We start from the raw sequence: 18,076 nt of genomic DNA, 5'->3' as shown, positions 1-18,076 counted from the left end.
GGCTATGTCGGTGCGCGAGGCGGATAAATCCGCGTGGGCATCCAGAAAATCAGCAGGATCAACGCCACCGCGACACCGGCCATGACGACATACAGATCCGACGAGGTGAGCACCACGGCCTGTTCGTGCAGGCGGTGGGCCAGGCCCGGCGCATCGCCGTCGGCCAGGGGTGAGTTGCCCAGGCGATCCACCAGCATGGTGGAGTGGAAGTGTTCACGGCGGGTGGTCAGGGTTTCGAGCACTGCGGCGGCGATCACCGCAGACAGGCCTTTGATGGTGTTGAACCAGGCCGAAGCGAACGGCCCGTCAACGGGCTGGATGCTGCCGGTAGACAGCATCAGCAACGGCAGAACCGCCATCGGTTGCCCGATGATTTGCAGCAGGTACCAGCCATAGAAATCGTCGCGAATCCACGCCGAGGTCAGCTGCGAACTGCCCAGGCAACTGAGCACCAGCAGGCTCAAGCCGAGCCCCAGCACCCAACGGCAATCGACCCGGCGCAGGTTGCACAGCGCCGCCACCAGCGGCAGCGCGATCAATTGCGGCAGGGCCATCAGCAACATCACCGGCGCGGTCTGCAGCGGCCTGTAGCCCTGCACCTGGGCGAGGAAGCTCGACGGGATGATGATCACCGAGGTCAGCACCATCAGCACGCCGGCCAGTACGATCAGGGCAAACGCCAGGTTGCGCAGACCGAGCATCTGCACGTTGAAAAACGGCAGCGGCTGCGACCACTCATTGAGCAGGAACAGCACCAGCAACAGGGTGCCGCCGCTGAGCAGGAAAGTGATCAGGCCGGACTCGAACCAGTCCAGGCGGTTGCCTTGCAGCAGGCCGATCACCAACATGCAGATCGCCGGAAAGCCCAGCAGCAGGCCGCGCCAGTTGAACTGCCTGAAGCGCTCCAGGCGCAGCGGGTCCTGCGGCAAACCGTAGGCCACCGCCGCCATGGCCAGCAGGCACGGCGCGACGATCTGCCAGAACGCCCACTGCCAGCCCACGTACTCGGTCCACAGCGCCGCCAGGGGCGTACCGAGGCTCGGGCCAAAGGTGGCGGTGAGCGCGTAGCCGGCCAGGCCATACAGCTTGATGTTGGCCGGCAGAAAGCGCAGCGCCACCGACATCAGCATCGGCGGCAATGCGCCGCCAGCCAGGCCTTGCGCGGTGCGCAGCAGCAGCAGGCTTTGGTAATTGGGCGCAAACGGGCAGAGGATGCCCAGCAGGGTGAACAGGCCGATGGCGCACAGGGTGAAACGGCGCAGGGAGAAAGTCACCGCACACCAGGGCGCGAAGGCCATGGCCGCCACGGAGGTGGCGGTGTAGGCCGCGACCAGCCAGGTGCCTTCGTCATAGCCGATGAACAGCGCGCCGCGGATATCGGCGAGGGCGATTTTGGTGACCATGTCGTTAAGGCCGGACACCAGCACCGCCAGCAGCACACCGACCAGGCCGATGATGATGCGCAGGCCGAACACCGGCGGATTGAGCGCGACAGGTTTGGCTGCGGCCTGCAGGGCGGGGGCAGCGAGGGAGGTCATGTACGGGTAACTCGGAATGATAGATACCCGAGCAGTTTAAGCAGCTACACACATGACAAAAAGTTACTTATTGGCAGGGTATAAGTGCACGCAACGCAATCTATGCGGCAGCAAGCCCCCTCCCACAGTTGATTGTGAAATGCTCAGGTGGGCTGGGCTTCGAGCCAGGTGGCCTGGCAGCTTTCGCGAAAGGTTTCGCGCAGCCATTTGTGCGCCGGGTCCTTGTCGAAACGCGGGTGCCAGGATTGGGTCAGCATCAGGGTCGGCAACGAGATCGGCAGGGCGAAGGCGCGCAGCGGCAGTTTCAGACGCTTGACACTCAGGAGGGCTTCCTTGGGCACCGGCAACAGCAGGTCGGAGTCGGGCAGCATGAACATTGCGCCGTGAAACCCAGGGGCGATCATCGCGACGCGGCGCTCCAGGCCCTGGGCGTTCAAAGCAGTGTCGATGGGCCCGCGCGCGATGCCACGGCGCGAGATGCTGATATGGGAATAACCGGCAAACCGTGCGGCGGTGATTTCCCCGTCGAACAACGGGTGGCCTTCGCGCGCCAGCCCGACGAAGGTGGTGGAGAACAGGTTCTGCACCTTTACCTCAGGGGTGACGGGCAGCGTGTTGCTCACCCGCAGGTCCAGGCGCCCTTCGCGCAGGGCTTCGTCGTCGGTGTCGCCTTCGGGCACGAAGTACAGCTCGCACAGTGGCGCCATGCGCTCCATGGTGTCGAACAGCCGGCCGCCATACACGCCGATGAAGAAGTCGTTGGCGCGCACGCTGAAGCGACGCCGCAAGGTGCTCAAGTCCACCTGGTCGGCCGAGCGAAACAGCAGCGCGGCCTGCTCCACGACATTACGCACCTGGCCTTGCAGTTGCATCGCCTTGGGCGTGGGCACCAGGCCGCGTCCGGCGCGCACCAGAATCGGGTCGCCCACCGCCTCGCGGATACGCGTGAGGGTGCGGCTCATGGCCGCCGGGCTGAGGTTCATCCGCCGTGCGGCGCCGACCACGCTGCCTTCATCGAGCAAAGCGTCGAGGGCGACCAGCAGGTTCATGTCCGGTAATTGCATGCCAGGCACTCGCGGTCGTAAAAGCGTGAATTGGCCGCAATCCTAACAGGGATGGCCGGCCTAGCGCTGCATGCCCCAGCGTTTCACCGTGAGCCGCTCGAAGGTGTCGAACACCAGGTTTTCCACCAGCAGGCCGATCAGAATCACCACAGCCAGGCCGGCGAATACCTTGTCGGTGTACAGCTCGTTGCGGTTCTGGAAGATGTACCAGCCCAGCCCGCCCTTGCCGCTGGTGGCGCCAAAGACCAGCTCGGCGGCGATCAAGGTGCGCCAGGCAAAAGCCCAGCCGATTTTAAGGCCGGCAAGAATCGACGGCAGCGCAGCCGGGATCAGAATGAACAGCACGAAGCGCATGCCCTTGAGGCCATAGTTGCGACCGGCCATGCGCAGGGTTTCGGACACGCCAAGGAACCCCGAATAGGTATTGAGCGCCAGCGCCCACAGCACCGAATGCACCAGCACAAAGATCAGGCTGTTCTGGCCCAGGCCGAACCACAGCAGCGCCAGCGGCAGCAACGCAATCGCCGGCAGCGGGTTGAACATTGAGGTCAGCGTGCTCAACAAGTCGCGGCCCAGTTGGGTCGAGACGGCAAGCGTGGTCAGGGCAAAGGCCAGCACGATGCCGATCAGGTAGCCCTTGATCAGCACGGCCAGGGAGATGCTGACCTTGCTCAGCAGTTCGCCGCTGAGCAGGCCGTCGTAGAGCGCGTGGAAGGTCTGCAAAAAGCTCGGCAGCAGCAGGTCGTTGTTCTGATAGCGCGCCACCGACTCCCAAATGACTGCCAGCACGATCAGGATCAGGCCTTTGCGCAGCCAGCCTTGTTGCCACAGGCGCTGACGCAGCGGCAGTTCGCGTTCCACCGGCACGCTGAGCAGCGGTTCGAGGGTTATTTCGTATTCCTGGCGCATGGGGCGACCCTTTAGTAAGCGATGCGAATGTCGGCGAAACCCAACTCACGTTCGGCCTCGGGGGCTTCATCGAACAGCAGGCGATGAATGCGCCGCGCCGAGGCCTGGAAGTCCACACCGCCGAGGCTGTGCAGGTCGTATTGATGGCTGTGGATTTCTGCGCGCACGCGCCCCGGGTGGGGCGACAGCAGAAGGATGCGGTTGCCGACCACCAGCGCCTCTTCGATGGAATGGGTGACGAACAGCAGGGTGAAGCGCACTTCTTCCCAGAGCCGCAGCAGCTCTTCCTGCATCTTGCGTCGGGTGAGGGCGTCCAGGGCGGCGAAGGGTTCGTCCATCAGCAGAATTTTGGGCTGCATGGCCAGGGCGCGGGCGATGGCCACGCGAGCTTTCATGCCGCCGGACAAGGTGTGCGGGTAGGCATCGGCGAAGGCACTGAGGCCGACTTTGTCGAGGTAGTGCAGCGCGCGTTCTTCGGCTTCGCGGCGCTTGAGGGTTTTGGACGCCAGCAGGGGGAACATGACGTTCTGCTTGACGGTTTTCCAGGGCGGCAACTGGTCGAACTCCTGGAACACCACGATGCGATCCGGGCCAGGTTGTTCGACCTTTTGCCCCAGCAGGCGAATCTCCCCTTCACTGGGCTTGATAAACCCGGCGATGGACTTGAGCAACGTGGATTTGCCGCAGCCCGAAGGGCCGAGCAACACGTAGCGGTCGGCCGGGTCGATCTCGAAGCTGACCTGGTGGGTGGCGCGCACTACTCGCTCGGGGGTGCGGTACTCAAGGCTGACGTTGTCCACCGCCAGCAACGGTTGGGCGGTGCTCAGGTTGCTGGCCGCGTGGCCTGGCAAAGGCGCGTTCATTTCAACTCTCTTGCGATAGGGTTCAGAAAGGCGCATCGCCCTGGATGGTGGTGCGGAACAATTTGCGCCGCAGATGGCTGGGGCAACCGGCGGCGAGATGAATCAGCGAGCGGTTGTCCCAGAACACCATGTCGTGGGGTTGCCATTGGTGGCGGTAGATGTTTTCCGGCAGCACGCTGTGGGCATAGAGCTGGGCCAGCAGGTCGCGGCTTTCGTCTTCGGGCAGGCCGACGATGCGGGTGGTGAAACCTTCACTGACGAACAGCGCCTTGCGGCCGTTTTCCGGGTGGGTGCGCACGATGGGATGAACCACTTCGGCTACCTGGGCCAGTTGCTCCGGGGTGAGCGTCGGGCGCCAGTTACCTTCGAATTTGGTTTCGCTGTAGCGCGCCGTGTAGGAGTGCGCGGCGCTGCGGCCTTGCACGGCCTTGCGCAGGTGCTCGGGCAACTGGTCCCAGGCTTTATGCATGTCAGCGAACAGGGTGTCGCCGCCCTCGGAGGGCAGCTCCTGGGCATGCAGCATCGAACCCAGGCTCGGCAGTTCCTTGTAGGAGAGGTCCGAATGCCAGAATTTACCCGCATCTCCGAGGCCGATGGATTGACCGTTTTCCAGGATGTTGGAGACGATCAGGATTTCCGGGTGATTGGTCAGCAGAAACTGTTTGAGCACGTGAATCTGCAACACGCCGAAACGGCGGCTGAAGGCGATCTGCTGTGCAGGGGTGATGCGCTGGTCGCGGAACACCACGACGTGATAGTCCAGGTGCGCGCGGTGAATGCGCGCAAACTCTTCGTCGCTGACCGGGCGGGACAGGTCCAGGCCAATAACCTCGGCACCGACGCTGCCGGACAATGGGCGAATCTCGAATGCTTGTGGGGTAGCGGTCGCTGTTGGAACAGTAGAGGCGGCGGACATGAAGTGACTCCCGGTCGGACAGGAGAGTAACTTTATAGACATAAGAAGGTCAGTTTAAATACCATTAGTGAATATCTATAGACGTTAATGTGTTCATCAAGAGGCTGGACCGGCTACGCTGAGCGAGTAAGGAAAGGTGGCGAATCATTCAGTTGTTGCTGGCGTGTAAGACGTCGCAAAACCACGGTGTGGGCCTGGAGAACCCCGTGTTTAAGCACTTACAAGCCGAAAACCTTGTTCGTTTGACAAGCTTTTGAGCTGTCTCTAGTGTGCTTTGGATCCAATTAGCCATACTTATTTTAAAAAGGGAGGAGAGCGTAGCCGTGACGCAGAAGCCGAACCTGTTGAACAGCATTAAGGTCAGCGGACCTATCCCCGCTCATCTTGCTCGTTCCGTAATTGAAGAAACCTTGCGCAACGCCATTCTCGATGGCCGGTTGCCCTGCGGCACCGCCATGCGCCAGCAGGAACTGGCCAGCCTGTTCGGCGTCAGCCGCATGCCGGTGCGTGAGGCCTTGCGCCAGTTGGAAGCGCAGTCATTGCTGCATGTGGTGACGCACAAGGGCGCCGTGGTGGCGCCCTTGATCGAGGACAACTCGGCTGAAACCTACGCCTTGCGCATACTGCTGGAGTCCGAAGCCCTGCGCCTGTCGATCCCCTTGCTCACCGAGGCCGACATCGCCGAGGCCGAGACATTGATCAATGCCCTGGAGCGGGAAAAAGACTATACCGAGATTGGACGCCTGAACCGCCTGTTCCACATGGCGCTGTATGACAAGGCGCCCAATCAAAGGCTGCTCAAGCTGGTCGAACATGGCCTGAATGAAGAAGAGCGCTTCCTGCGCTTCAACCTGGAGGCGATGGGGCTCGGCGAGACGTCCCAGGAAGATCACCGCACACTGCTGAGCCTGGTGGCGCAGAAGAAGACCGATGAGAGCATTCTCACCCTGCGCAATCACCTCACGCGCGGGATGGAAGTGATATCTGCCTATCTCAACGGCCTTGAAGCGGCCGGCAAGTAAACCTCATGCCGTTCGGGGCCTCCTTTTTATCAGGGGAAAGCCCCCGCGCCGATACAACTTGATTGAGCCTGCGCAGGTTAAAGAAACTTCCCACACTTAAGCAATTAACTTACTCACAACATGTATTTTCTCGAAAAACTTTTAATACATTTGCAAGCTCATCCAAACGTTTAATCCGCTTATTATCCTGCGCCACTAAACCAGACACTCAAACCGGCCGCGCAATCCCTTGCCCAAGTGCGGCTACACGCTCGGCCCGGCAAAAATCCTGACTGTCCATTTCAAGCTTAATAACAGTCCTTCTGTCTTCAGCGCAGTCGCAACAAACTTATAGGCATCAACCATGCATCAAACTTTACTAGAGCAGAAAAAACTGCAACTGTGCAGTCATCCTTTATTTAATGAAATAACTTCACTCAGCAAGTTACAACTTTTTATGCAGAGCCATGTATTTGCTGTGTGGGACTTCATGAGTCTCACCAAACGCCTGCAACGGGACCTGGCCGGCACACAGGTGCCCTGGCTCCCCCCAACCGATCCTCAGGCCGCTCGGTTGATCAATGAGATCGTGCTGTGTGAGGAGTCGGATGAACGTCCAGGGGGTGGTCATTGCAGCCATTTCGAGTTGTACCGTGGGGGCATGCTTGAAACAGGTGCCAGTACTGTCGCCATCGATCGGTTCGTCATGCTGCAACGCCAGGGGGTAGACGCTCAGGTAGCGTTGCAAACGTTAGAGAGTCTGCCCGGCACGGCACGGTTTGTCGGCAGCACGCTGCACACCGTACTCGACGCACCTACCCATTGTGTTGCGGCGGCCTTCCTGCACGGCCGTGAGAGCGTCATACCGACCATGTTTGAACGCCTGTTGCAAGGCAGCGCAGCGTGGATCGGCCAGGCGCCGATGCTGCGCCATTACTTCAACCGACACATTCAATTGGACGCCGAGGACCATGAACCCGGCGCGCGGGCGATGCTCGAGCGCCTGATCGATGGGGACGTGCATCGCCGGCAACAGGCTGACGCGTTCGCCTTGAGCGCGGTTGAACAGCGCATCCATTTCTGGGACGACCTGCGAGCCTCGCTGCAGGAGGTGCACCCATGAGCATCACGGATTACTGCTCCATCGCCGACGACTGGGAGCGCCGCGCAACCATCCGCACGCGCCCGCGCCGTCTGCTGGAAGACGATGACAAATTGATCTTCCCGCTGTGCCGCCAGCCGCTGGTATTGAGTGCGACGTTTGTCGAACACTGTGCGCAATGGCGAGACTTTGTGCTGGTACAAAGCTTTTACAAATACATTAATGACGTGGTGATTTTCGAGACCGAAATTGTCGACAGGACCGCCCGCAGCATTGCCAAGAACCGCTTCACACTGCCCTTCCCCCTTGCCTGTCGCTACGACGCAATGTCCGTCGTGGTGGACGAGGATTACCACGCAATGGTGGCGTTGGACTTCCTGCATCAGACGGTGAGCATGACCGGCATCCAGCCCCTCGACCTGCCCAGGCAGATCGAACTCAGCCGCGCGCTGCCGGCAGCGCAGGCACAGGCGCCCACTCATCTGCGCGATGCCGTGGAGCTGATTGGCGTGGCGATTGCCGAAAACACCGTGACCCATGAGGTGGCGGCGTTTTCCAGGGACGACAGTGTCAAGTCGTCCATTCGCGGCATGATGGCCGATCACCTGTTTGACGAAGGCCGCCATGCCCGTTTCTGGACAAGTCTGGTGCATCTGTATTGGCAGGCGGCCAGCCCGGCAGATCGCGACAGCATCGCTCAGGTGCTGCCGACGTTTCTGATGCACTACCTGACCAACGATCTGCAAAAAACCTTCGACCTGCAATTGATCGAACACCTGGGCGTAAGCGCGCGCATCCGTGAGGCCTTGAGAGACGAGGTGGAGGCACTGGCGTTTCCCATCACCCGCCAGCACCCTCTGATTGGCAACATCATGAAGTTTTTGCAGCACAGCGGTTTGCTCCAGACGCCAAGCGTGGCAGCGGCCATGAATGACTATCTGTCGCCGGCGGGGAGAGCGGCATGAAGTGCCTGACAGTGGGATGGGTCGGCACGAGCAAGGCGCTGACCGAAGTGCGGACGGAGCTCGAAGCATATGGTCATCGGTGCGCAGACGAGGGCGCTGATCTGGTGATCGACGACGGCAGCCAGCCACTGCCGATGCGTTGGGCCTGCACGCCGCGCCTGAGCCTGCGACTGGGGATCGGCTCAGCGACCGAGTCCGGATTGCCTGTGCTGCAAATGCGCAGCTATAACCATGACCATCGCCTGGTGGACGTGCTGGACGTGGCTGAAGAACCCAGCGGGAACGGCCAACACTTGTGCCGCCGGACGACACGCGCGCTGGTGGAGTGGGTGGCTCTGCAGGTGAGTCGCTTTGCACGCGACCCGCAGTTGTGTGTATCGCCTACCTTTGCCAACGACTGGCCTGACCTGGACTTGCAAAGCCTGGATGCGCTGGCCTACCTGCATCGGTTCAATTGCACGGCAGATCCGGAACTGCTGCGGGCGGCGCAAGTGCCGATTATCGAGCGACTGCAGACCAGCCTCATCACCTTCGCTGAGCGACCGGCGCTGAATGTAGCGGGCGAGGTTGTCACTTACCGGCAACTGCAGACGCACGCCTGGGCGATCCAGCAACGACTGGCGGCAGTGCTGGAGGGTGTTGAAGGTTCAGCGATCGTCGGGGTCTGCCTGGAAAAGTCTGCTGCGCTGTACGCGAGCATCCTGGCGATTCTCGGCTGCGGCGCAGTCTACCTGCCACTGGCTGCGCAGCTTCCTCTTCGGCGCCAGCAGGTCATGCTGGAAAGCGCAGGCGCCCGTGTTTTACTGGATGAGGGCAGCCACCCGCTGCGTGAACGCTTCATGGCGCTGGATGTGCGTGGTGCCGATCGGCAAGACGCCTCGCAACCGCTGCCGCACCCTCGGCCAGACCCGAGCGCACCGTGCGTCGTGCTCTTCACGTCCGGCACCAGTGGCAGACCAAAAGGCGTGCGGCTCAGCCAGGGCAACCTGGCGCACTTTACTGCCTGGTTCGGTGGCTGCATGGAATTGAGTGAACAGAGCCGCGTGCTGCAGTTCGCCGCATTGAACTTTGATGCTTCGCTGATGGATATTTTCCCGAGTCTGATTGCCGGCGCGCAGTTGATCATTCCCGGCGAGGCGCAGCGGCGTGACCCGCAGCAATTGGTGGAGTTGATTCGCCAACAGCACATCACCCACGCGTTCCTGCCACCGGCGCTGCTCGGTATCCTGCCGCTGGATGAGCCGCTGGGCCTGACTCACCTGCTAACCGGTGGCGAAGCGTGCGAACCCCATGTCATCGAACGTCTGGCCGGCCAATGCCACCTGCACAACCTCTACGGCCCCACCGAAGCCACGGTACTGGTGACGCATCGCCTGCTGCAGCGCAAAGATGGCAACACCCGGGTGGGCCGGCCAATCGCCAACAGTCAGGCGCTGATCCTCGACGAGGACATGCAGCCGGTGGATGAGCAGGTAATGGGTGAGTTGTATATCGTCGGGCCTGGGGTGAGCCTGGGGTACTTGAGCACCGCGCCGGTACTCGACAGTCCCTTTGTCGAGCTGACACTGCCGGACGGTCAGGTTGTCAGGGCCTACCGCAGTGGCGACCTCGCGAAATGGACGGACGACGGTATAGAACTCGGTGGGCGCCGTGATGACCAGGTAAAGATCCGCGGGGTGCGGATCGAGCCGCGGGAGATCGAGCAGTGCCTGCGCGACAGTCGGCTGTTTCGTCAGGTTGCGGTGGTGATCGAGCGTGACGGCAAGATTCGGGGGGTGGTCGCCTATCCGGAGGCCGGTGCTACGCTGGTCGATCTCAAGCAACACGCGCGGCAGTGGTTGCCTGATTACCTGCAACCACAGGTGTGGGCCGAACTGTCTGCCCTGCCCTGCTCCGGCAGCGGGAAGATTGACCGTCAGGCCTTGCTGGCATTGCCGATTCAAGCCTCACTGGCTGGCAATGGCCGCACTGCGCATACGCCCCTTCAACGGCAACTGGCGCGGCTATGGAGTGAATTGTTGCGCGTGCCTGTGGATGATTTGAGGCTGGACGACAGCTTCTTCAACCTCGGTGGGCACTCCATTTTGCTGTCGACTTTGTTGCTGAGCATTCGTGAACAGTTCGGCCGCAGTGTACCGCTGAACCACTTCTTCGAGAGGCCGACGATCAGTACGCTCGCCTTGCTGATGCAGGACAGTGCACTGCCAGACGCAGCGTACGGCCAGGCCGTGCGCGATGCTCAGCGTGAACAGGCACTGAGGGTGCTGCCCGAGACTCGAGCTGGTGATCGACGCAAGGTGATTGTGACGGGGGCCAACAGTTTTATCGGCGTACATGCCGTCGAGGCATTACTGGCAGGCGGTGCAACAGCGGTAGCGTGTCTGGTGCGTGAGTTGCCGGGTCAACCGGCAGCCAGCAGGTTCAGCGAGGCACTGAAGGAGTACCGCCTGGAACATCTGGACACGAGCCGGGTGCGGGTGTATCCGGCCGATGTCAGCCAGCCACGCCTGGGGCTGGCGTGCGAGGTGTATGACGCGCTCGCGAGGGACTTTGGCGTGCTGGTGCACAACGCTGCACAGGTCAATCATGTGATGGACTATGGGTCGCTGGTGCCGGACAACGTCGACCCCGTGCGGGAATGTTTACGCCTGTGCGAGACCCACTGCAAAAAGGTTCTGAACTTCATCTCGACGCTGTCCGCCTGCAGCAGCATTGATGCCGAAGGCTACGTTCTGGAGTTACCGGCCGCGGCGACACTGCCGATCTACATCAAGAATGGCTACAACCTCTCCAAGTGGGTGGCCGAGCGGCTGTTGGGACGTGCGGTGGCGCAAGGCGCGTGGGTCAATATCCTGCGTCCGGGCAACATCAGTTTCAACAGCCGCAACGGTGTTTGCCAACCCCGGAAAAATCGCCTGATGCTGATGCTCAAGGGATCGCTGCAATTGGGTCTGATGCCCCGTCAGGAGGTGAACTTCGACCTGATGCCGGTGGACTTTTTTGCACGCTTTCTCGCGTTTCACTGTGGCCAGTTCGACAGCGAGCGCAGCGTTTTCAACCTGCACAACCCGCAGCCGCTGAGTTGGGACGACTACCTTAATGCGTTCAGCCAGGCGGGGCATGCCTTCGACCGCGTCACTGTTGTGCAGTGGCAACAGGCCTTGCGCACAGTTGATCGCGACAACGCGTTGTTCGGGGTACTCGGGTTTTACATGGATGGGCCGGGCGAAGACATCGGCGACACTTCAATGATCCGTTTCGACAACGCACGTCATGGCGTGGAACAAATGGGAACGCACTACCCCGAGAAAAGTCCCGCCCTGCTGCGTCAGGGCTGCGAATACCTGAAGGCTGTGGGCTTTCTTTGAACTGCTTTTAAGGACCTTTCTCATGAAACCACTGCAACCCGATACGCTGATTCGCAATCCCTGTACCACACCAGTGCAGGCCTGTGTCGTTGTCGAGTGCGAAGCGGCTCGCTTGTGGGCCGTAGTCGGTCACTTTGCAGGCTTTGATGCGTTCATTCCGGCCCTGTCACATATCGAAATGACCGGCACGGGTGTCGGAGCCTTGCGTACCAAGTTCTTCCATGATGGTCACTGCGTGGTGGAACAACTCAACAGCCGGGATGAAGACGCCATGTGCATGACCTGGACTACGGTCTACAACACCTTGGGCGTGGCGCGCCTGTGGGCGGCGATGAGTGTTGAGGCGGTTGACGCCGGCCGTGCCAGGGCGACCTGGACGATCATCGGCGAACCTGTCGGAGACACCCAGGTGGAATTTGATGCGTTTGCACAAGCGTTTGCCGACAGTGCGCTGGAGAATGTGCGCCGGATGCTTGGCTGAACGCAGGAGCGAGCGTGCTCGCTCCTGCTTTGCACTCAAAAGTCAGAGCTTGAAGCTGTCAACCAGTTGCTTCAATCGACTGGCCTGCTGGGAGAGCGCATCGCAGTCTCTCAGCGTTTCATTGAGGTTGACCACGCCTTGCTGGTTCAGCAGGTTGATCTGGTTGATATCCACGTTGAGGCTCTCAACCACGGCAGTCTGCTCCTCGGTAGCGGCAGCCACCGATTGGTTCATGCCGTCGATCTCGACAATCCGCTGCGTCACGCTGATCAGGCGCTCGCCGGCCTGGTTGGCCACTTCAACGCTCTCTTCGCTGGAGGCCTGGCTGGCGTTCATGGTAGTTACCGCTTCACGGGAGCCCACTTGCAGCGAGGTGATCATTTTATGGATCTCTTCAGCCGACTCCTGGGTGCGGTGAGCGAGGTTGCGCACTTCGTCAGCGACCACTGCAAAGCCACGACCTGCCTCGCCGGCCCGTGCCGCTTCGATCGCGGCATTGAGCGCGAGCAGGTTGGTTTGCTGAGAGATACCTTTGATCACATCGAGAATGTGGCCGATGTTGTCGGTACTGGCATTCAGTGTTTCGATCTGGGTGCAGGACAGGCTGATTTTTTGCGACAGCTCCGACATTGCCAGGATGGTTTGCTCAACCACTTTGCGTCCGCCATCCGCTTGCTCGCTGGCACCGCTGGCATGTTGCGAGGCGTCGGCCGCGTTACGTGCAATTTCCTGGGTGGCGGCGCCCAGCTCATTGATAGCGGCGGCTACGCTGTTGGTGCGCGCGCTCTGCTCGTCGGAGCCAACGATGGAGGCATTGGACGAGGCCATCACTCGCTGGGACAGATCGTGTACCTGGCGCGTCGCCGAGGACACTTCGGAAATGGACGCGTGGATTCGCTCGACGAATTGGTTGAAGGCACTGCCCACTTCGCCAAATTCGTCCTTGCTGGTCACATTGAGGCGACGAGTAAGGTCGCCTTCACCTTGGGCAATGTCCTTCATCGCCGCGCCCATGGTGGTCAAGGGCCGCAGCAATACTTGAATCAGCAGGCTCAAGAGCACGGCAATCGCTACCACGGCGATCAGCATTGCAATCAGCGCTGAAGTGCGGAATTTACCCAGTGGTGCGTAGGCTTTGTCTTTGTCGATCGACAGACCGATATACCAATCCGCGCCTGGCAAGCCGCTGATAGGCGTGAACGACAGGATGCGCTCCTGACCGTTGAGGACGACATCCTGGTTGACCTTGTCGATACGCAGGCTGATGCCTGGATAGATATCCTTGAGGTTCTTCATCACCTGGTCCCCGTCCGGACTAACGATGACCTGGCCATCGCCGCTGACCAGAAACCCGTGACCAATGCCGCCGAAGTCCACGGCATTGATGATCTTCACCAGGGTTTGCAGGCTCAGGTCTCCACCGACGACACCCAGCAGCTCACCGTTCTTCTTGACCGGCATGGCGATGGTAACGATCTGCCCACCTACTGCGGCCATGTAGGGCGGTGTAAGCATGGGCTTATCGGCAGCGACGGCTTGTTTGTACCAGGGACGCTGACGCGGGTCGTAGCCATCGGGCATCTTGGCGTCGGGGCGCTGCGTGAACACGCCGTTGGTTTGGCCAACGTAGGTGAATTGAAAATTTGAAGTGAGCGCAGGCTGATCAACCAGACCCGGAAGGTCGGCAGTTGCGCCTTGGTGTGCGATGTTCTGTGCCAGGTTCTCGAGGACCAGTACGCGGCCACTTAGCCAGTTCTGCACACTGCTGGCGGTGAGTTCACCTGACTGCTGGATGGACGACTCCAGATTTTGCTTGATCGTGCTGCGCTGCAGGTAGTCGTTGTAGAGCGTGAATAACGCGAAGGCCAGGACAACGACGCCTGACGCGGCCAGCAGGATTTTATGACTGAACTTCAGATTCATTTCGTCGACTTCTTTTGCCAAAGGGGATGAGCGTGCCGCGTGGAACATTCCATGTAGCGCTATAAGCAGGCTCTTCGGCCGCTCTATCTCGGGGCACGCGTGGCTCGTCAGGCTTTCGGCAGGGAGTGCGGAAATCTTGAGATGTATTCTCATCCCCTACAGGGCAGCCGACCAATGGTTATCGTACAAGTGCAAGCATGTAAGCGTGATATGGGACCAGGTAAGGCGAGCACCCTGTCCAAGTCCCTAAACGACAAAACCCCTGTCTGCGCTAGCAGACAGGGGTTCTGGAATTCAATCTTGACGATGACCTACTCTCACATGGGGAAACCCCACACTACCATCGGCGATGCATCGTTTCACTGCTGAGTTCGGGATGGGATCAGGTGGTTCCAATGCTCTATGGTCGTCAAGAAATTCTGTATACCAGAGCGTTGTTCAAACAACACGCCGGTGAAAATTCATGGACTTCTACAAAAACAAAACCCCATCTGCTTTCGCAAATGGGGTTTCGGAATTTAATCTTGACGATGACCTACTCTCACATGGGGAAACCCCACACTACCATCGGCGATGCATCGTTTCACTACTGAGTTCGGGATGGGATCAGGTGGTTCCAATGCTCTATGGTCGTCAAGAAATTCGGGTACTGAGTCGTGGCCAGACGGCCTCGCTTCAGCAAATTGGGTATGTGACAGCTGTCGGTGTTTTGTGAGCGTCGAACTTTCGGTTCATCTCGTCTTCACACACCGCAATCTGATGCTTCTACTTGTTTCCAAGTCAGGAGTAGTCAAATTGCTTGGGTGTTATATGGTCAAGCCTCACGGGCAATTAGTATTGGTTAGCTCAACGCCTCACAGCGCTTACACACCCAACCTATCAACGTCGTAGTCTTCGACGGCCCTTCAGGGAACTCAAGGTTCCAGTGAGATCTCATCTTGAGGCTAGTTTCCCGCTTAGATGCTTTCAGCGGTTATCTATTCCGAACATAGCTACCCGGCAATGCCACTGGCGTGACAACCGGAACACCAGAGGTTCGTCCACTCCGGTCCTCTCGTACTAGGAGCAGCCCCTCTCAAATCTCAAACGTCCACGGCAGATAGGGACCGAACTGTCTCACGACGTTCTAAACCCAGCTCGCGTACCACTTTAAATGGCGAACAGCCATACCCTTGGGACCGGCTTCAGCCCCAGGATGTGATGAGCCGACATCGAGGTGCCAAACACCGCCGTCGATATGAACTCTTGGGCGGTATCAGCCTGTTATCCCCGGAGTACCTTTTATCCGTTGAGCGATGGCCCTTCCATACAGAACCACCGGATCACTAAGACCTACTTTCGTACCTGCTCGACGTGTCTGTCTCGCAGTCAAGCGCGCTTTTGCCTTTATACTCTACGACCGATTTCCGACCGGTCTGAGCGCACCTTCGTACTCCTCCGTTACTCTTTAGGAGGAGACCGCCCCAGTCAAACTACCCACCATACACTGTCCTCGATCCGGATAACGGACCTGAGTTAGAACCTCAAAGTTGCCAGGGTGGTATTTCAAGGTTGGCTCCACGCAGACTGGCGTCCACGCTTCAAAGCCTCCCACCTATCCTACACAAGCAAATTCAAAGTCCAGTGCAAAGCTATAGTAAAGGTTCACGGGGTCTTTCCGTCTAGCCGCGGATACACTGCATCTTCACAGCGATTTCAATTTCACTGAGTCTCGGGTGGAGACAGCGCCGCCATCGTTACGCCATTCGTGCAGGTCGGAACTTACCCGACAAGGAATTTCGCTACCTTAGGACCGTTATAGTTACGGCCGCCGTTTACCGGGGCTTCGATCAAGAGCTTCGCGTTAGCTAACCCCATCAATTAACCTTCCGGCACCGGGCAGGCGTCACACCCTATACGTCCACTTTCGTGTTTGCAGAGTGCTGTGTTTTTAATAAACAGTCGCAGCGGCCTGGTATCTTCGACCGGCATGAGCTTACGGAGCAAGTCCTTCACCCTCACCGGCGCACCTTCTCCCGAAGTTACGGTGCCATTTTGCCTAGTTCCTTCACCCGAGTTCTCTCAAGCGCCTTGGTATTCTCTACCCAACCACCTGTGTCGGTTTGGGGTACGGTTCCTGGTTACCTGAAGCTTAGAAGCTTTTCTTGGAAGCATGGCATCAACCACTTCGTGTTCTAAAAGAACACTCGTCATCAGCTCTCGGCCTTAAGATCCCGGATTTACCTAAGATCTCAGCCTACCACCTTAAACTTGGACAACCAACGCCAAGCTGGCCTAGCCTTCTCCGTCCCTCCATCGCAATAACCAGAAGTACAGGAATATTAACCTGTTTTCCATCGACTACGCTTTTCAGCCTCGCCTTAGGGACCGACTAACCCTGCGTCGATTAACGTTGCGCAGGAAACCTTGGTCTTTCGGCGTGGGTGTTTTTCACACCCATTGTCGTTACTCATGTCAGCATTCGCACTTCTGATACCTCCAGCAAGCTTCTCAACTCACCTTCACAGGCTTACAGAACGCTCCTCTACCGCATCACTTACGTGATACCCGTAGCTTCGGTGTATGGTTTGAGCCCCGTTACATCTTCCGCGCAGGCCGACTCGACTAGTGAGCTATTACGCTTTCTTTAAAGGGTGGCTGCTTCTAAGCCAACCTCCTAGCTGTCTAAGCCTTCCCACATCGTTTCCCACTTAACCATAACTTTGGGACCTTAGCTGACGGTCTGGGTTGTTTCCCTTTTCACGACGGACGTTAGCACCCGCCGTGTGTCTCCCATGCTCGGCACTTGTAGGTATTCGGAGTTTGCATCGGTTTGGTAAGTCGGGATGACCCCCTAGCCGAAACAGTGCTCTACCCCCTACAGTGATACATGAGGCGCTACCTAAATAGCTTTCGAGGAGAACCAGCTATCTCCGAGCTTGATTAGCCTTTCACTCCGATCCACAGGTCATCCGCTAACTTTTCAACGGTAGTCGGTTCGGTCCTCCAGTTAGTGTTACCCAACCTTCAACCTGCCCATGGATAGATCGCCCGGTTTCGGGTCTATTCCCAGCGACTAGACGCCCTATTAAGACTCGCTTTCGCTACGCCTCCCCTATTCGGTTAAGCTCGCCACTGAAAATAAGTCGCTGACCCATTATACAAAAGGTACGCAGTCACCCAACAAAGTGGGCTCCCACTGCTTGTACGCATACGGTTTCAGGATCTATTTCACTCCCCTCTCCGGGGTTCTTTTCGCCTTTCCCTCACGGTACTAGTTCACTATCGGTCAGTCAGTAGTATTTAGCCTTGGAGGATGGTCCCCCCATATTCAGACAAAGTTTCTCGTGCTCCGTCCTACTCGATTTCATGACCAAGAGATTTTCGCGTACAGGGCTATCACCCACTATGGCCGCACTTTCCAGAGCGTTCCGCTAATCTCAAAGCCACTTAAGGGCTAGTCCCCGTTCGCTCGCCACTACTAAGGGAATCTCGGTTGATTTCTTTTCCTCAGGGTACTTAGATGTTTCAGTTCCCCTGGTTCGCCTCTTACGCCTATGTATTCAGCGTAAGATAACCATCTTATGATGGCTGGGTTCCCCCATTCAGACATCTCCGGATCAAAGTCTGTTTGCCGACTCCCCGAAGCTTTTCGCAGGCTACCACGTCTTTCATCGCCTCTGACTGCCAAGGCATCCACCGTATGCGCTTCTTCACTTGACCATATAACCCCAAGCAATCTGGTTATACTGTGAAGACAACATTCGCCGAAAATTCGAATTTCTCAGTTAAGAGAACTCACAAATTTTACCTTAGCCTGATCCGTTACCAGTGAAAGTAACGTTCAGTCTATCTTTCTATCACATACCCAAATTTTTAAAGAACGATCTAATCAAAGACTAGAAATCAACATTCACCATCATCACAATGGAATGCTCATTTCTAAGCTTTCATACAACAGAAGCAG

11 protein-coding genes and 3 rRNA genes are annotated in these 18,076 nt (G+C 58.5%); 5 read left to right on the top strand and 9 right to left on the bottom strand.

The features are described 5' to 3' along the window. Positions 1 to 2: 2 nt before the first annotated feature. The 5 genes from RHM60_RS17055 to RHM60_RS17035 form a co-directional block, all read right to left on the bottom strand. Positions 3 to 1,538: an MFS transporter gene (locus RHM60_RS17055; RefSeq protein WP_322212256.1), complete on the bottom strand. Its 1,536-nt coding sequence runs from the start codon at positions 1,536 to 1,538 to the stop codon at positions 3 to 5. Positions 1,539 to 1,681: 143 nt separating this feature from the next. Continuing rightward, on the bottom strand, positions 1,682 to 2,602 hold the full coding sequence (locus tag RHM60_RS17050; protein ID WP_231423641.1) for a LysR family transcriptional regulator: 921 nt from the start codon (positions 2,600 to 2,602) through the stop codon (positions 1,682 to 1,684). Between the two features lie 60 nt (positions 2,603 to 2,662). Beyond that, a complete protein-coding gene (locus tag RHM60_RS17045) occupies positions 2,663 to 3,511 on the bottom strand; it encodes an ABC transporter permease (protein WP_231423642.1) in 849 nt (282 codons plus the stop codon). Between the two features lie 11 nt (positions 3,512 to 3,522). Continuing rightward, positions 3,523 to 4,374: an ABC transporter ATP-binding protein gene (locus RHM60_RS17040; protein ID WP_231423643.1), complete on the bottom strand. Its 852-nt coding sequence runs from the start codon at positions 4,372 to 4,374 to the stop codon at positions 3,523 to 3,525. Between the two features lie 22 nt (positions 4,375 to 4,396). Beyond that, positions 4,397 to 5,290 (bottom strand): TauD/TfdA family dioxygenase, encoded by an 894-nt coding sequence (locus RHM60_RS17035; protein ID WP_322212255.1) that lies wholly within the window; start codon positions 5,288 to 5,290, stop codon positions 4,397 to 4,399. Between the two features lie 323 nt (positions 5,291 to 5,613). On the opposite strand from RHM60_RS17035, the gene RHM60_RS17030 reads away from it, so the two are divergent. The 5 genes from RHM60_RS17030 to RHM60_RS17010 all read left to right on the top strand — a co-directional run bounded on the left by RHM60_RS17030 (position 5,614) and on the right by RHM60_RS17010 (position 12,207). Then, on the top strand, positions 5,614 to 6,312 hold the full coding sequence (locus RHM60_RS17030) for a GntR family transcriptional regulator (RefSeq protein ID WP_209986971.1): 699 nt from the start codon (positions 5,614 to 5,616) through the stop codon (positions 6,310 to 6,312). 343 nt (positions 6,313 to 6,655) lie between these two features. After that, positions 6,656 to 7,414 (top strand): DUF3050 domain-containing protein, encoded by a 759-nt coding sequence (locus RHM60_RS17025; RefSeq protein ID WP_209986968.1) that lies wholly within the window; start codon positions 6,656 to 6,658, stop codon positions 7,412 to 7,414. Continuing rightward, the gene (locus tag RHM60_RS17020; RefSeq protein ID WP_209986965.1) at positions 7,411 to 8,358 is read left to right on the top strand and encodes a diiron oxygenase; all 948 of its coding nucleotides are present in this window, start codon (positions 7,411 to 7,413) and stop codon (positions 8,356 to 8,358) included. Before RHM60_RS17025 ends, RHM60_RS17020 begins: the two co-directional genes overlap by 4 nt. Continuing rightward, positions 8,355 to 11,726: an amino acid adenylation domain-containing protein gene (locus RHM60_RS17015; RefSeq protein ID WP_322212254.1), complete on the top strand. Its 3,372-nt coding sequence runs from the start codon at positions 8,355 to 8,357 to the stop codon at positions 11,724 to 11,726. Before RHM60_RS17020 ends, RHM60_RS17015 begins: the two co-directional genes overlap by 4 nt. A gap of 22 nt (positions 11,727 to 11,748) precedes the next feature. Then, positions 11,749 to 12,207 carry an SRPBCC family protein gene (locus RHM60_RS17010; RefSeq protein ID WP_322212253.1) on the top strand — a complete coding sequence of 153 codons (459 nt, stop codon included), beginning with the start codon at positions 11,749 to 11,751 and terminating at the stop codon, positions 12,205 to 12,207. A 42-nt stretch (positions 12,208 to 12,249) separates the two neighbouring features. On the opposite strand, the gene RHM60_RS17005 is transcribed toward RHM60_RS17010, so the two are convergent. The 4 genes from RHM60_RS17005 to RHM60_RS16990 all read right to left on the bottom strand — a co-directional run bounded on the left by RHM60_RS17005 (position 12,250) and on the right by RHM60_RS16990 (position 17,832). After that, positions 12,250 to 14,130: a methyl-accepting chemotaxis protein gene (locus tag RHM60_RS17005; protein WP_322212252.1), complete on the bottom strand. Its 1,881-nt coding sequence runs from the start codon at positions 14,128 to 14,130 to the stop codon at positions 12,250 to 12,252. 298 nt (positions 14,131 to 14,428) lie between these two features. Further along, positions 14,429 to 14,544 (bottom strand): 5S ribosomal RNA (rrf, locus tag RHM60_RS17000). 108 nt (positions 14,545 to 14,652) lie between these two features. Further along, a 5S ribosomal RNA gene (gene rrf, locus RHM60_RS16995) occupies positions 14,653 to 14,768 on the bottom strand. A 172-nt stretch (positions 14,769 to 14,940) separates the two neighbouring features. Then, positions 14,941 to 17,832 (bottom strand): 23S ribosomal RNA (locus RHM60_RS16990). Between the last annotated feature and the right edge of the window lie 244 nt (positions 17,833 to 18,076).

This window comes from Pseudomonas sp. MH9.3 (genome assembly GCF_034354675.1).
GTDB lineage: Bacteria > Pseudomonadota > Gammaproteobacteria > Pseudomonadales > Pseudomonadaceae > Aquipseudomonas.
The sequence above is the reverse complement of the archived record's forward strand: the minus strand, read 5'-3'. Positions and strand labels throughout refer to the sequence as shown.

Excerpts from the sequence above, each read along its gene's own strand:
- RHM60_RS17020 (WP_209986965.1), top strand. The coding sequence starts at position 7,411 with ATGAGCATCACGGATTACTGCTCCATCGCCGACGACTGGGAGCGCCGC.
- RHM60_RS17025 (WP_209986968.1), top strand. The coding sequence starts at position 6,656 with ATGCATCAAACTTTACTAGAGCAGAAAAAACTGCAACTGTGCAGTCAT.
- RHM60_RS17015 (WP_322212254.1), top strand. The coding sequence starts at position 8,355 with ATGAAGTGCCTGACAGTGGGATGGGTCGGCACGAGCAAGGCGCTGACC.
- RHM60_RS17040 (WP_231423643.1), bottom strand. The coding sequence starts at position 4,374 with ATGAACGCGCCTTTGCCAGGCCACGCGGCCAGCAACCTGAGCACCGCC.
- RHM60_RS17010 (WP_322212253.1), top strand. The coding sequence starts at position 11,749 with ATGAAACCACTGCAACCCGATACGCTGATTCGCAATCCCTGTACCACA.
- RHM60_RS17035 (WP_322212255.1), bottom strand. The coding sequence starts at position 5,290 with ATGTCCGCCGCCTCTACTGTTCCAACAGCGACCGCTACCCCACAAGCA.
- RHM60_RS17055 (WP_322212256.1), bottom strand. The coding sequence starts at position 1,538 with ATGACCTCCCTCGCTGCCCCCGCCCTGCAGGCCGCAGCCAAACCTGTC.
- RHM60_RS17050 (WP_231423641.1), bottom strand. The coding sequence starts at position 2,602 with ATGCAATTACCGGACATGAACCTGCTGGTCGCCCTCGACGCTTTGCTC.
- RHM60_RS17005 (WP_322212252.1), bottom strand. The coding sequence starts at position 14,130 with ATGAATCTGAAGTTCAGTCATAAAATCCTGCTGGCCGCGTCAGGCGTC.
- RHM60_RS17045 (WP_231423642.1), bottom strand. The coding sequence starts at position 3,511 with ATGCGCCAGGAATACGAAATAACCCTCGAACCGCTGCTCAGCGTGCCG.